Origin of the sequence: Martelella sp. NC20 (assembly GCF_013459645.1) — a bacterium.
Lineage (GTDB): Bacteria > Pseudomonadota > Alphaproteobacteria > Rhizobiales > Rhizobiaceae > Martelella.
On record NZ_CP054861.1, the window covers coordinates 5266294 to 5280306 of the forward strand.

Here is a 14013-nt window from a genome sequence, read left to right on the forward strand (position 1 = left end):
TAAGAAGGCTGGATTGAACATCCGGCCCAAATGCTATTGGGGATATGCGTGTCGATCTACCTGCCGATTGCCGAACTTTCGGTCAATATTTTCGTGATACTCGGCATGGGCGCGGCAGTGGGTTTTTTATCGGGCATGTTCGGCGTCGGCGGCGGGTTTCTGATCACGCCGCTTTTGATTTTCTACCAGATCCCGCCGGTGGTGGCGGTTGCCACGGGCGCGAGCCAGGTGGTCGCATCCTCGGTCTCCGGCACGCTCACCCATTTCCGGCGCGGCACGCTGGACATGAAGCTCGGCACGGTTCTGCTGTGTGGCGGTCTGGTCGGCGCGACCATCGGCATCTGGCTGTTTTCGCTGTTGCGCGATCTCGGCCAGCTCGACCTGGTGATTTCGCTGCTTTACGTCGTGCTGCTGTCGTCAATCGGCGCGCTGATGCTGGTGGAGAGCATCCGCGCCATACGTCGCAGCGCCAAGGAGCAATCCGTCTCGCTGCGCAAGCCCGGCCAGCACAATTGGGTCCACCGCCTGCCGTTCAAGATGCGCTTCAAGAAATCGAAGCTCTATCTCAGCGTCATTCCGGTATTCGTGCTCGGCGGCGTGATCGGCGTTCTCACCTCCTCGCTCGGCATCGGCGGCGGCTTCATCATGGTGCCGGCGATGATCTATCTCCTGCGCATTCCGACCAATATCGTGGTCGGCACGTCGCTGTTCCAGATCATCTTCGTCTCCGCCTATACCACCGTGGTACAGGCAACGACGAACTATTCGGTCGATATCGTGCTGGCCACCATCCTGATGCTGTCGAGCGTTGTCGGCGCGCAATACGGGGTGCGCGTCGGCCAGAAGCTCAAGGGCGAGCAGTTGCGCGCGCTGCTGGCGATCCTGATCCTCGCCGTCGGCGTGAGACTTGCCTTCGGCCTGGTGGCCACGCCGGCTGATTTCTTCTCGGTCGTGTTCGAGGGAGCGCCGCAATGATCAGAAACGCACTCCTTTTCCTCGCCGTCCTTCTGCTTCCGGCAACGTCCATTGCCCAGACGCCGCAGCAGGAAACGCTCGAGATCGGAACCTCGACCAACCAGATCGCGATCACCTCGGATTTTTCCGGCGCCGACCTGACCGTGTTCGGCGCGATCAACGATGCCGATCCGATGGTGCTTTCCAGGGGCGGCTACGACATCGTGGTGATCCTGGAAGGCCCGAAAGCCGAGGCCGACGTGCGCCGCAAGGAGCGCATGTTCGGTATCTGGGTCAACCGCCAGACGGTAACCTTCGAGCATGTGCCGCGCTCCTACTCGATTTCGAGCACGCGACCGCTGGATGATGTGACCACGCCGCAGACGCTGAATTCCGCCGGCATCGGCGTTTCGCACCTGCGCATTTCCCCCGTCGGCTATTTCGGCGATGCCAGCGACGTGGCCACCTTCCGCGACGCGATGCTGCGCCTGAACGCCGCCGACGCGCTTTACGACAGCGAGCCGGACGGGGTGACCTTCGTTTCCAACAGCCTGTTCCGGGCGAGCCTCCGGCTTTCGGTGAACATTCCCCAGGGCACCCACACGGTGCGGGCCTATCTGTTCAAGAACGACCGCCAGATCGCGACCGAGACGCTGCCGCTGAAGGTCGTGAAGACCGGGCTCGAGGCCCAGCTCACGATAGCCGCACACGAATATCCGCTGTTCTACGGCCTCGGCGCGGTGTTCATCGCGCTGTTTTCCGGCTGGTTCGCAAGCGTCATATTCCGCAAGAGCTGATTTCATACATCCCTTACATGAGGTTGCTGCTCCCCTCGGCGGGCGAGACCATCCGCCCTGGTTTGTCGAAGACCCAAGGGGAGCAGCAACCTCATGTATGGGATGTATTATTGGTCGGCGTCGTCCTGTTGTCTCTCTTGAAGCAGCCTGTCGATAACTTCTTGCTTTGCATGCCGATCAGCGTCGATCGCATCGCGTTCTGATATCAGCCCATCGATTACGGCCTGCTTTGCATGCCGGTCAGCGTCGATCGCATCGCGTTCTGATATCAGTCTATCGATTACGGCCTGCTTTGCATGCCGGTCAGCTGCGATGGCGTCACGCTCGTTCAGAAGCTGCTGGACGATATCGCCTTCAACATCAAAAAAGACATCGCCCATCGCTTCTTTTCTGACGTAACGAGCCGTTTCGATGCTGTCGAAAGCGCCCGGCGGCAAAACGAAGTGCTTTTTCAGTTCGATATCTTCGTCTCGAAGATAAAAATCGTTCAGACCGTCAAACCAGACCCTATTGTAACCATTGCCGGTCAGGATATGCTCCCATTCACCGCTGACCCGTTTCCTGCCGTTGATTTCGACCGCTTCCATGACAAGCGCCCGAGGACGAAACCGATCCCAGTCACCACTCATGAGCAGTTCCGTCTCGCCGCCTTCGACATCGATCTTCATGAAATCAATCTCCCGTCCGTCAAAGAAGCGGGCGCAGATTTCGTCCAGTCGCATGATGGGGATCTCATGGATCTTGACGGAATGTCCCTGTTCCTCAAGCTTGCGGGCAAGGCTTTCGACTGCTGTCGAGTTTTCCGGGTAGTCGGCGATTTCGTAGAACCGGCACGAGCCGGCGGAATTGCCGATAACAGCCTGCACATTGATGTCTTCCGGGCGCAACGCCGACAGGCGACGCTGACACCGCGGCAATGGTTCAACGTTCACGCCGCGCCACCCGTTGTCGTAGAAGTGCTTGGTGACGGAGAGGTACACAGGATCGGCAGCGCCGATGTCCAGATACGTGCCCCGGTAGCCCGAAGGGAAGAGGCGCGTAAGCATGACGTCCTCGAAGTTTTGAGCGTAAGAGATCATCCGTCTGGCCTCCTGCCTGAGTTCGGGCCTGTGCGACCTTCCCGGTTCGGGACTTGAAGGTTTCGTTCTTGCCCGCAATTCGGACAAATGTATAGCTGAAAGCTTAAGCCGGCTCTCTTGATCCCGCTGGCAACGCAATTTGAGGTTTTCGTAGCTCTGATGATTGACGTTAGTAACGAAATCCCTATCACTGCATTCGTCAGACTGGAATCAGGCGGAAGCACGGACCATGCCCAGTTGAGATATTAACAGAGTAAGACTGAGGTCATCGGCATGTTGGGTAAGAAAAAAGAACTTGCGGAAAATGTAACCCAGGTCGTTGATTATATGTTTAGAAAATATCTGGACCGCAATCCGGATCCCGAGGGGCTTGAATTTTACAGGAAAGCGCTTCTGGGCGGAATGTCGCTTGTTTCCTTTATCAAGAGCGTCTCTAGCAGCGAGGAAGCCCGGCAAAAGAGAAAGGGCAGGCGCAAGAGAGCGAACCCGGACTGGCCGGCTGATGACATCGATACAGTGATTGCCCTGACATATCGCCTCTATTTGCAAAGAGAGCCCGACGAAGCTGGAAAGCAAATCTATCGATCGGCCATCGAGCGTGGGATGTCGCTTTCGACGTTGGCAGATGTTCTCTCCTCAAGCCCGGAGGCGAAGCAGAAGCAGCAATTCTTCTCCCCCGGAGACGGGAAGGACGGCCTCTCGGACGGCGCTTTCATTCGTGAGATTGGCTATCTGCTCTTTGAAAGCACGGTGGCCCGGCCCCGGGATTTTGCGCACTACAAGCAAAGACTCGGCGAAGACCCGCTGAACCGCATGCCGCTTGTGCAACAGCTTGTTTCCGAGCAGATCGTCCGGCGCGGGATGCAAAAAAAACTCTGCCTGGAGCTAGACAAATGTTGGATAATGGGCACCGATGAGTTCCTCACCCGACAGTCCTGGGACGAAAAGATTGCCGGTCTTGAAGACGCGGCGATAACATCGCCGCCCAAGGCTCAGCCCCAGGAAATCGCGCAGCGTGAATTCCGTCATACAGGTGAGTATCGCGTATCGGCCATCGCGAGCATGTACAAAGGCGGTAAATACCTTGAGACATTTCTCGAAAACATTGTCTCACAGTCCATTTTTGACCAATCGGAACTGATCATTGTCGATGCCTGCTCGCCGGAAGGCGAGGAAGAGCTGATCTCGCGCTACATGAAAGTTTATCCGAATATCGTCTACAAGCGTTTCGATTATCGGATAGGGATCTATGATGCGTGGAACTATGCGGCTCAAATCGCGCGTGGAAAGTATCTCACCAATACGAATCTTGATGATCTGCGCCACCCGGATTCATTTGAAATTCAAGCCGCTGCACTGGACAGGCACACGTTTGCCGATGTCGTTTACCAGGACTTCTACTACAGTCTGGATTTCACGTTCGATTACGAGGCGGTGAGCAAATGTGGTTTCAAGAGCAATCTGCCGATCGCCACCGTCAACAATATGCTGGAATTCAATTCTCCTCACAACGCTCCCATGTGGCGAAAACGACTGCATGAGGAGATTGGCTATTTTGACCCGAGTTATCGGTCTGCCGGCGACTACGAATTCTGGCTGCGCTGCCTGAAAGGCGGGAAGTCTTTCCTGAAGACAAATACTCCTCATGTTGTCTATTATCAAAACCCTGACGGTATCTCGACTGTGTCGGATACGCCCGGCGTTCACGAGGCTCGCCGTGCGTGGCAGGCTCATGCCGAAGAACTCATGTCGCCCGATTTCGAGAAGTCGCGAGCCGAATTCGCGCATGATATCGGACTGATCGAAGTCCCCAGCACCGAGGTTACTGACTATGATATGGTTCAGGAAAGGCTGCGATCCTTTGCCGCCGAGGCGCGGGCTTTCTGGCCCGAAGCGCGACAAATTGCACAGACGGCCTGATCTGGCTGAAAAGACACAGTGGAGCCAATATGAGACTTTTAGTTGATGGTGTTTTCTTTCAGCTGTCGAACTCGGGAATCGCTCGCGTCTGGCGTTCCCTTCTCCCACGTCTGGCTGCGTTTCCGGATATTGAGATCACGGTGTTGGATCGCGGGCGAAGTCCGCGTTTTGCGGGTATCGAGTATATCGACTTTCCTTCCTACACCTTTACGAGCACCGCTTCGGACTCTCTTTTGATTGATGTCTTTGCCAAGGATTGCGATGCTGACGTGTTCCTGACGACCTATTATACGACGCCCACCCAAATTCCTTCAGTCCTGATTGTCTACGATATGATCCCTGAGCTTTTCGGGTTCGACATGAAGCTACGAGCCTGGCAAGAGAAAGATCTGGCCATTAGCTTCGCTCAATATTGTTTATGTATTTCTGAAAACACACGAAAAGATTTGCTGCGGATTTATCCAAAGTTTGATCCGGAACGTGTTACTACTGCCTATTGCGGACTTGATTCTAAAGCATTTCGTCCGCGTGAAGAGAAAGAGGTTTCAGCATTTCGAAAAGAGTATGAGGTTGCCGAGGATTACTGCATTCTTGTCGGCTCGCGGGAGCAGCATACCGGTTACAAGAACGCCGGCCTTCTTTTTGATGCGCTGAAGAAACAAGGGCAGTTCTTCGACGTGTTCGATCAGTCGAGCCGGTCAGAGTTGCAAATATTGTGCGTTGGGGGTGAGCCTGTAGTTCAGAAGCATTTTACGGAAGGTCTGCCGGATAACATCACGGTAAAACGTGTCGATTTGACGGATGACGAACTGGCATGTGCTTATACCGGAGCCCGCGCGCTGGTCTATCCGTCCTTATATGAAGGTTTTGGATTGCCGGTGGTTGAAGCCATGTCCTGCGGCTGCCCGGTCATCACTACGCCTCATGGCTCGCTGAAGGAGGTGGCCGGCGATGCCGCGGTTCTTATTTCAGGCAAGGATGCCAACGAACTGGCGAATGCCCTCAAATTGGCGTGGAACCCCGCGAAACGAGACGAGTTGCGCGAACGAGGACTGGAGCGCGCCGGGCGCTTCACTTGGGAGCCTATGGCTGAGGAGCTGCGCAAGCTTGCATTCAAAGCAGCAGATGAGCGTGCATCACCCGAAATTATTAATTTCATGAAAGAGTGGAACAGACTTCGGCGCATTCAGGCTGACATTGACGTTAGTCTGTAGCGGCAGAGTATCCAGTTTTCAGCAAGCAGAGGAAGATCGACTTCGTCCGATATTGCACTAGTGAGCGTCGTTTTGGCGTCAGTAAATTGATTTGGTGGAATAGGGACTGGCCGATCTGTGGTATTTTGGTTGCTTTCGCAGGAAGTTCATTTCGGCCCGGGACCATTAAAGTCGCTAGCGGTATGGATTGAAACATTAAAGGCCTAAGGATGAAGCGAGCTCTCATTACCGGCATCACGGGACAGGACGGGTCATATCTGGCGGAATTGTTGCTGGAAAAAGGGTATGAAGTTTACGGCTTTGCCCGTCCGGAAAGCTGGTATCGGGCGAATTGTGCTACCCATCTGGCAGGGAAAATCAAAATGCTTCTCGGCGACATTGCCGAAGGCCTTGATGTATCCAACGCCATTTGTGATTCGATGCCTGATGAGATTTACAATCTAGCTTCGCAATCCCGCCCAGGAGAATCGTGGTCTCGTGCCGCGGAAACCTTGCAGGTGAATGGATTGGCTGCCGTACGTCTGTTCGAGGCAGTACGACACAACCGACCGACGGCCAGAATATACCACGCTTCGTCATCCGAGATGTTCGGGCGGCCAACAAAAGCGCCTCAAGATGAAGATACGTCTTTCAGCCCGGTAAACCCCTATGCCGCAACGAAGGTTTATGCGCACAACATGGCATCGATCTACCGGTCGAGCTATGGTCTCTATATTGCCTGCGGAATTCTCTTCAATCATGAAAGCGAGCGAAGACCACTCCACTTTCTGACGCAAAAGGTCGCCTACGGTGCGGCCTGCGCGGCCCTTGGTGTCATGGATTCACCTGACAGAAATGAACGTGGGCGTCCCATCGTGGAGAGGGGGCGGCTCGCGCTGGGAAACCTTCAGGTCGCGCGCGACTGGGGCTACGCCCCGGATTTCGTTCGCGCAATGTGGATGATTTTGCAGCAGCCGGAACCTGCCGATTTTGTAATTGGTACTGGAAGGCTGCATACGCTGGAAGATCTGTGTGGCTACGCATATGAATACGTCGGCTGTGACTGGCGAGAAAGTGTATTCAGCGATCCGGAGCTTGTTCGCCCTCTGGAAACCGCTCATGTGCTGGCGGATGCCTCCAAAGCCGAGAATGACCTTGGTTGGAGGCCAACGGTCAGCTTTCAAGAAATGGTCGGGTTGATGGTTCAGGCCCAGATCAAGCGCCTGAAACCACTGATGGCCAGATAGGCCCTCAAGGCGCGGAGTGCCCGACGATGATCGAAATGCGCCCGCCGCCTGCCGACCGAGAAACATGTTTTTGAGGGTGCAGCTTGGCTTTCTCGCCGGATTCGTTTCACCCGATGCGGTGTTGCACGAAAAGCGGCTGGATTCGGGCCAATTTCGGGGCTGTGGATCTTTGCCCGAAATGGAAAAAGGTGTAGTTGGCCAGCGACCTGCAAAATGTGCTTGTCTGCGGTGAGTGTCTGCGCTTTGAAACCAAGGTTAAGGTGTCTGATGCTGGCCAGCGAAGGACTTCAAACATCAGCGCCCTAGGCTGGCTGGAGGCATCAGTGTCTTACCGCATTCGAAGGAAACGACATTTGAACTCGAAAGCGCTCGCTTTATGATACCAACGGTAGCGGCGACGGCTGCGTTAAAGGGCTACGGTCTCCATCGCGTTTGGTCCTGTGCATTTCTGTTTATTTTTAGGAACTACTGTCTGTTGGCCCGCGACAGGCATAAATGGATGATGACAAGATGGTTCAGCTCCCGGAGCACAAGATCACGAAACGTTCCCTTCGCTTGAAGTCCTTTTATCATCACCCGTTCTCAGGCGAGAAACGAAAGTCATATCGTCGTCGCAAATTGAGTAAGCTGGCTGGTGGCGCAGGCATGCCCGCCGATCTGGGTCCCGATTTCGACGAGCGCAAAGAGCGCAGGAAGATCAGATACACATCTCTGTTACGTCACCCTTTCAGCGCCAGGAAGCGTCGAAAATATCGTCGCAAGCGCCTTGATGCTTTGACTTTCGCTCTCGTGCCAAGCTTCGCCATGCCCGCGCCGCCCCCGAGAATGCCTCACTCCTCGCGAGCGGTCACGACAGCTCCGACCCTCTGGTTCTACCTCGGTGACACGATGGGTTGGCTTGAGGCGCATGACCGGCTCACGGGCGTCGGGCGCGTGTCGGTTGAACTGTTCGACGCATTTCTGCAGGAGCCGACGACATCGATCCGGCCCTGCCGCACCGGCCGCTCCGATCTGGATATTGTGGCGATAGGCAGCGCCGAGCTGCAGGAAAGCGTACTGAACAGGCTCGATGGCCGCTATGGCAGTGGACTTGGGGCGTTCGATGGCGGCAGCTCTCCGGCAAAGGGCGAACATGTCTTCTTCACGGGTCTGGTCTGGACCCCCAAGTTTAGCGCTCTTTTCCGCCATCTGTCTTCGAGAGGCATCGGGTTTTCGGTTCTGGTCCACGACATCATCCCGCTCGAGGGAGGCGATAATGTAAACGAGGCGGAAGGCTCGCGTTTCGCGGAGTGGCTGCTCGTCTGCCTTCAAAGCGCCGACAGACTTTACGTATCGACGAACGTCGTTCGAGACCAGATCTTGCGCTGGGCCTTGCTTGAAGGCGTCGAAGTGGCGGCCGAGATCGTCAAGATACCGTTCGGCTCGAAGCCTTTGAGGGAAGAGGAGCCGTTACGGTCTGAGAGCCTACAGGAGCGATTCCCGTCGCTCGAATCCAGCAATTTTGTCTTGAGCGTTGGCACGATAGACCCACGCAAGAACCAGATCATGCTTTGCAGGCTATGGCGAAACCTGATCGCGAGCGGCCTCAACGTCCCGCAATTGGTGCTGGCCGGACGCGATGATCTAGGACTCGGCAAAGACCAATCGATTTACCGTGATCTGCTGCGATCAGGCAAGTTGCTCGTTCTGTCCGGGCTTGGTGATGCCGATATCGCCGCCCTGACGGCGGCTTGCCGGTTCACCGCCTTCCCCTCGACCAGCGAGGGTTATGGTCTACCGGTTGCGGAAAGCCTGCTTCAGGGAAAGCTGTGTCTGGCGTCCAGGCTTGCGGTGATTGAAGAACAGGCGGGCGAACTCGCCTGGTATTTCGATGTTGACGATTCTCTGCAGGCTGAAAAGCTGTTTCGCAAGGCCATTGAGGATCGTGACGCCGTTATCGCGGCAGAAGCAAAGATCAGGGCCGATTATGTTCGGCCGACCTGGGCCGCTGCGGCAAGGCGTCTCGAAGTCGAAGGCATCAAAGCAGCGCGCGAGAGGCCGGTTTCCATTATACCCGGGCGTTTCCTTCCGGAATTTCCAGGGGCGGAGCGTTTCAAGACAAGCGAGGTGCTGAAGCTGGCATCGCGCTGGTGCACGAACGACGCGCCCGAGGTCTCGATCCTGATCGTGAACTGGAACGCTTCGCCTCTGACGCTCGAATGCATCCGGCAGATATGGATGCATACCGAGGGGCATACCTACGAGATCGTGATCGTGGACAATGGCTCGGACGAGGACGATATCGCTCGTTTGTCCAGACCTATACCGGGAGTGGTCTTCATTCCGATCGGCAGGAACCGTTTTTTCGGCGAAGCCAACAATATCGCCGCCGAAGCTGCTCGCGGAAAATATATCGTACTGCTCAACAACGATGCCTTTCCGCAGGATGATTGGCTTCCTTCGCTGATGAACATGATGGCTGAAAATCCGTCCCTCGGCGCGGCCGGGCCTATGTTCCTCTGGCCTGACGGACGCGTTCAGGAGGCTGGAGGCATGATCAACGAAGGCGGTTATCCGGTGCGATTTGGCCGAGGGCAGGACCATCCCTCGCCAGACATCCTGATGGAAAGATATGTCGACTACATTTCTGCCGCCGCCATGCTTGTCGAACGGGCGCTGTTCATACGGGTGGGAGGGTTCGATCTTACATTTGAGCCAGCCTATTATGAAGACTCCGATCTGTGCTTCAAGCTCAAGGCATTGGGGCGTCCGGTTGCCTATTGTCCCGCAAGTCGCGTCATCCACATCGAGGGAGCGGCCGCAAACGGAAACACCAAGGCGGAGGCCCGACGAAAGGCACTGGGAGACTCCAATCGCGACAAATTCGTCTCGCGCTGGGAGCGCCTGCTGAAATCGACGGGCGAGAAGGAACCGGTGTTCTCGGTCGAGAGCTTCATTCCAGCCAAGTGGTCTTCCCCGCCCGGCAAGGACAGGCCGTTGCCCGTTGCCGTCGTCTTCACTCCTTATGCCGTGACGCCTGGCGGCGGAGAGCGCTATATCTTGAGCGCGGCACGTCAGTTGGCGCGCACTCATCGTGTGGAAGTTGTTACGCCTTACCGGTATTCGAACCTGCGCCTTCAGCAGATCGGCTGCGCTCTTAATCTTGATCTTGGCATGCTAAGGTTCAAAACGCTTCAGGAGTTTGAGAAGGATCCCGAACCGGACCTGATGTTGACAATGGGAAACGCGGTTCTGCCGCCGATTCCCGCTCGCGGAAGGAAGACGGTATATCATTGCCAGTTTCCATTCGTGCTCAAGGAAGCGGAAGCAAGCAACGAGGCGATGCTGCAGACCTATCAGGAAGTCATGGTGAACTCGGCATTCACGCAAGGTTTCTACGGGAAACGTTTGGCCGAAGCCGGTATGACCTCGATGCCGACGCGAATCGTCAATCCGCCTGTGCCGCCAATTATGCCGAGAAAGCCGCGCCGAAGGGCCATATTGTCGGTCGGCCGCTTCATCGTTGGCGGTCATTCCAAGCGTCAGGATCTTCAAGTCGAGGCTTTTCGTGCGCTGATCGAGAGCGGCGTCAAGGACGTCGAACTGCACCTCGCCGGCTCCTCGTTTCCCGAGGCCTCGGATATCGATTTCCTGGCCTCGATCAGAGAAGCGGCTTCGGACCTTCCCGTATTCTTTCATATCAACTGTTCGGCAAGCGAGCTCGGAGCACTTTACGGTGAGAGCCTTGTCTACTGGCACGCCACAGGGCTCGGCCGCGACCTGGAGAAGGAACCGGAGAAAGCGGAACACTTCGGGATCAGCATCGTCGAGGCAATGTCGGGCGGCGCCATCCCGATCACGCTTCGTGCGGGCGGCCCGACGGAGATCATCACTGAGGGCGTGAATGGGTTCTTCTATGATGACATAGCAGGCCTGGTCGACCAGACCAGGCGCGTCATGAACGACACCTCAGAGGATGAGCTGCAACGATTGAGCCTCACTGCCCATTCGCGCGCGCTGGATTTCAGTTACGGTCGTTTCAACGACGCAGTCTCCTCGCTTTTCGGGCAGGAAATCAGCGAAGACAACTAGGCGATGTGGACGGACAGGGCGATCGGGTGGAGGAGTAGGTGACAAAGGTTTGAATTGCTGAATCAGTTGCGCTCCTCTGGATGGAGGAGCAACGACGATGACGGATAGCGATCGGGAGCATGGCGGATTTTTTTTGAGGAGGCGGGTGTTTTTCTGGGATATTTCGAGGATATTCCGGACGGGCGTGAGGTCGGCAAGGTCGGCTACCCACTGAGCGAGGTGCTGCTGCTGTGCCTGCTGGCGGTATTGTCGGGGGCGGAAACCTTCACGGACATCGCGAATTTTGGCCATCGGAAACTGAGTTTTCTGCGTCGGTTTCGGCCCTTTTCCGGTGGCACACCGTCGCATGACCATCTCGGCGACATCCTTGCCACGCTTGATGCCGCGGCGTTTCAGCGCTGTTTTGTCGCCTGGGTCACGTCGCTGACCGGCCTGGCGACAGAGGTGATCGCCATCGATGGCAAGACCGTGCGCCGGTCGAAAGGGGCCAAGGCGGCGATCCACATGGTCTCGGCGTTCGCCGCGCGCCAACGTCTGGTGCCGGGTCAGGTCAAGGTTGGCGACAAGGCTAGAGCATCGGGCGATTAGTTGGCATCGCCCGATGCTCTAGATTCTTCATTTTGACGCGTCGGGTTAACGAAAAACCGGATTCCACTTTTTCGCCCGAAGCTCTAACGAGATCGTCGCGATCCCCCACCTTCTGAAGGTGCTGGCGATCGAGGGGGCGATCGTGACCATCGACGCCATGGGCTGCCAGCGTGCGATCGCGCAGCAGATCGTCGACCAGAAGGCCGACCATGTCCTCGCCCTCAAGGGCAATCAAAGCGCGCTGCGCGACGATATCAGCCTGTTCGTGACCGAGCGGAAAGCCAGGCAATACGCCGATACCGTGATCAGTCGACATGAGACCGTCGATGGCGATCATGGTCGCATCGAAACCACGACCGCGACTGTCCTGCATGATATCGCCTGGCTTCAGCAACGCCACAAATGGCCCGCCCTGAAATCCGTCGTCGTCATCGACGGCATACGCGAAACCGGCAGCAAAACCGAGCGGGAGACCCGCTTATACATCAGTTCTCTGAATCTGCCCGCCGACAAGTTCGGACCGATCGTTCGCAGTCATTGGGCCATTGAAAACAGCCTGCACTGGGTGATGGACATGGTCTTCCGCGACGACGAATGCCGCGTGCGAACCGAAAACGCCCCAGCCAATTCACCACCATCAAACATATCGCAACCAATCTGCTGCGATTGCCGACCTCCAGAGATTCACTCCGCTCAAGGCGAAAAATCGCCGCCTGGGACGACGACTTCCTCGCAAGCCTCATTGCCCGATGATCCGTTCAACCGATTCCCCTGGCACGGTGGGCTCCATCAGAACGCACGGCGATCTAAGCTTACCGGTCAAACAAAAGCATGGGCGCCCATAACCATTTATGCGAGAGGTTTGAATGCATTCTGCACCGGAATTTCCGGAGCAGTAGTATTTTCGCAAACAATAAGGTCGTATTTTCCGTCTCCACGCGCCACCCACTGACCGCCCACCAACGGGGTCTGGCTGACATTTTTTAGGGGTCCATTCGCCCAGGAAACGGGACCGACAATTGATGCGTAATCGGTTTTTGTGATCGCCTCCAAAACGGCCGCTTTGTCTTTGGGATTGCTGGAACGCTTCAGCACGTCAACGGCAACCTCGAGCAGAGCGTGCTTATAGCCGGTGGGCTGGATCCACTGCTGGCCACTCGCCTTTTCATATCCAGCGGCAAGTTCGGCCGAGGACTGACCGGTCAGCCCGGATTTAAACGGGTGATTTGGTGACCACCAGACCTCGGATGACACACCGTCACCATTGGCGCCGAGGGCCGCGACGGCTGAAGGGAACAGCAACGCCTTCGCCACCGTTACTGCCTTCGGGCGGAAGCCCTGCTGGGCGCACTGCGCCCAAAAGGTGGTGAAATCGGGCGGGAGGAACACACCCGAGACAATGTCGACACCCGCTGCTTTCAATTGCGAAATCTGAGCGGAAAAGTCATCGCTCAGTGGTTGATGAAAACCGGCATCCACAACCTCATAACCCCGGGCCTTGAACAAAGGGGGCAAACCATGTTCAGCATTGGATAGCGGCACCCCGTCACTATCATTGGACCAGAGTACGCCAACCTTTTTGTTCGTGTCCAATTGGTTCCAGAGCGAGGTGTAGCTGTCAACAATCTGGCCCGCCCCCCAGAAAAAGTGGTAGGTCCAACCAAACCCTTCAGCCGGATTTCCACCACGGCCAAAGAAGTGTCCGTCCCAGGGTGTATCCGTTGAAATGCAAGGCACCTCATTCAACTCACATTGATCTGCCACCGGGTTAGTCGTGTCAGCAGTCGATGACGCAAGCATCAGATCGACGTCATCATCAAGAATAAGTTGACTGGCTACTTCCGAGGCATAGCTTGGGCTGGATTGACTGTCTTTAACGATGATCTCGACAGGATGAACCTGTCCATTAATTTCAATCCCCGCACCGAGGGCGGCGCGTACACCAGCCAGCACATACTCATCCGAGGCACCAAAAGCAGCGATGGGGCCGGTTTGTGGACTGACAAACCCGACCTTGATCGTTTCACCGGTCGCAGCGAATGCACGGTGTTGTAAAAACGCAGGAGCAGCCAAAGCTGCGGCCCCGGCGCCCAGAAATGTTCTACGGTTCAATCCCTTGGCCATTCTTTATCCTCCCTGGTTGAATTAACCGGTCACTCTCTTT

General features: G+C 56.2%; 10 protein-coding genes. 8 read left to right on the forward strand and 2 right to left on the reverse strand.

Going from position 1 to position 14013, the window contains the following annotated elements; genetic code table 11:
- Positions 1-48 precede the first annotated feature (48 nt).
- Positions 49-975: a sulfite exporter TauE/SafE family protein gene (locus HQ843_RS25130; RefSeq protein ID WP_180900640.1), complete on the forward strand. Its 927-nt coding sequence runs from the start codon at positions 49-51 to the stop codon at positions 973-975.
- The gene (locus HQ843_RS25135; RefSeq protein WP_180900639.1) at positions 972-1751 is read left to right on the forward strand and encodes a TIGR02186 family protein; all 780 of its coding nucleotides are present in this window, start codon (positions 972-974) and stop codon (positions 1749-1751) included. The genes HQ843_RS25130 and HQ843_RS25135 overlap by 4 nt, the downstream gene beginning before the upstream one ends.
- Positions 1752-1858: 107 nt before the next feature.
- Here the strand turns inward: HQ843_RS25135 and HQ843_RS25140 are convergent, their stop codons facing one another.
- A complete protein-coding gene (locus tag HQ843_RS25140) occupies positions 1859-2830 on the reverse strand; it encodes an FkbM family methyltransferase (RefSeq protein ID WP_180900638.1) in 972 nt (323 codons plus the stop codon).
- A gap of 273 nt (positions 2831-3103) precedes the next feature.
- Between HQ843_RS25140 and HQ843_RS25145 the strand changes: the two genes are divergently transcribed.
- The 6 genes from HQ843_RS25145 to HQ843_RS29825 all read left to right on the forward strand — a co-directional run bounded on the left by HQ843_RS25145 (position 3104) and on the right by HQ843_RS29825 (position 12801).
- Positions 3104-4750, forward strand: coding sequence for a glycosyltransferase (locus HQ843_RS25145; protein WP_180903344.1), 1647 nt, complete (start codon positions 3104-3106; stop codon positions 4748-4750).
- Positions 4751-4779: 29 nt separating this feature from the next.
- Positions 4780-5964 (forward strand): glycosyltransferase family 4 protein, encoded by a 1185-nt coding sequence (locus HQ843_RS25150; protein WP_180900635.1) that lies wholly within the window; start codon positions 4780-4782, stop codon positions 5962-5964.
- A 209-nt stretch (positions 5965-6173) separates the two neighbouring features.
- Positions 6174-7190, forward strand: a complete 1017-nt coding sequence (locus HQ843_RS25155) for a GDP-mannose 4,6-dehydratase (protein WP_180900634.1) — start codon at positions 6174-6176, stop codon at positions 7188-7190.
- Positions 7191-7685: 495 nt separating this feature from the next.
- On the forward strand, positions 7686-11261 hold the full coding sequence (locus HQ843_RS25160) for a glycosyltransferase (RefSeq protein ID WP_180900633.1): 3576 nt from the start codon (positions 7686-7688) through the stop codon (positions 11259-11261).
- A 171-nt stretch (positions 11262-11432) separates the two neighbouring features.
- Entirely contained in the window at positions 11433-11849 is a 417-nt protein-coding gene (locus HQ843_RS29820; protein WP_371824624.1) for an ISAs1 family transposase, read from the forward strand.
- Positions 11850-11967: 118 nt separating this feature from the next.
- Entirely contained in the window at positions 11968-12801 is an 834-nt protein-coding gene (locus HQ843_RS29825) for an ISAs1 family transposase (protein WP_246716352.1), read from the forward strand.
- Here the strand turns inward: HQ843_RS29825 and HQ843_RS25170 are convergent.
- The gene (locus HQ843_RS25170) at positions 12699-13973 is read right to left on the reverse strand and encodes an ABC transporter substrate-binding protein (RefSeq protein WP_180900632.1); all 1275 of its coding nucleotides are present in this window, start codon (positions 13971-13973) and stop codon (positions 12699-12701) included. The two genes, HQ843_RS29825 and HQ843_RS25170, sit on opposite strands and share 103 nt — an antisense overlap.
- Between the last annotated feature and the right edge of the window lie 40 nt (positions 13974-14013).

What these genes read in the sequence shown, in the direction of transcription:
- HQ843_RS25135 (WP_180900639.1), top strand. Translation starts at nt 972, where the DNA reads ATGATCAGAAACGCACTCCTTTTCCTCGCCGTCCTTCTGCTTCCGGCA.
- HQ843_RS25140 (WP_180900638.1), bottom strand. Translation starts at nt 2,830, where the DNA reads ATGATCTCTTACGCTCAAAACTTCGAGGACGTCATGCTTACGCGCCTC.
- HQ843_RS25145 (WP_180903344.1), top strand. Translation starts at nt 3,104, where the DNA reads ATGTTGGGTAAGAAAAAAGAACTTGCGGAAAATGTAACCCAGGTCGTT.
- HQ843_RS25150 (WP_180900635.1), top strand. Translation starts at nt 4,780, where the DNA reads ATGAGACTTTTAGTTGATGGTGTTTTCTTTCAGCTGTCGAACTCGGGA.
- HQ843_RS25155 (WP_180900634.1), top strand. Translation starts at nt 6,174, where the DNA reads ATGAAGCGAGCTCTCATTACCGGCATCACGGGACAGGACGGGTCATAT.
- HQ843_RS25160 (WP_180900633.1), top strand. Translation starts at nt 7,686, where the DNA reads ATGGATGATGACAAGATGGTTCAGCTCCCGGAGCACAAGATCACGAAA.
- HQ843_RS25170 (WP_180900632.1), bottom strand. Translation starts at nt 13,973, where the DNA reads ATGGCCAAGGGATTGAACCGTAGAACATTTCTGGGCGCCGGGGCCGCA.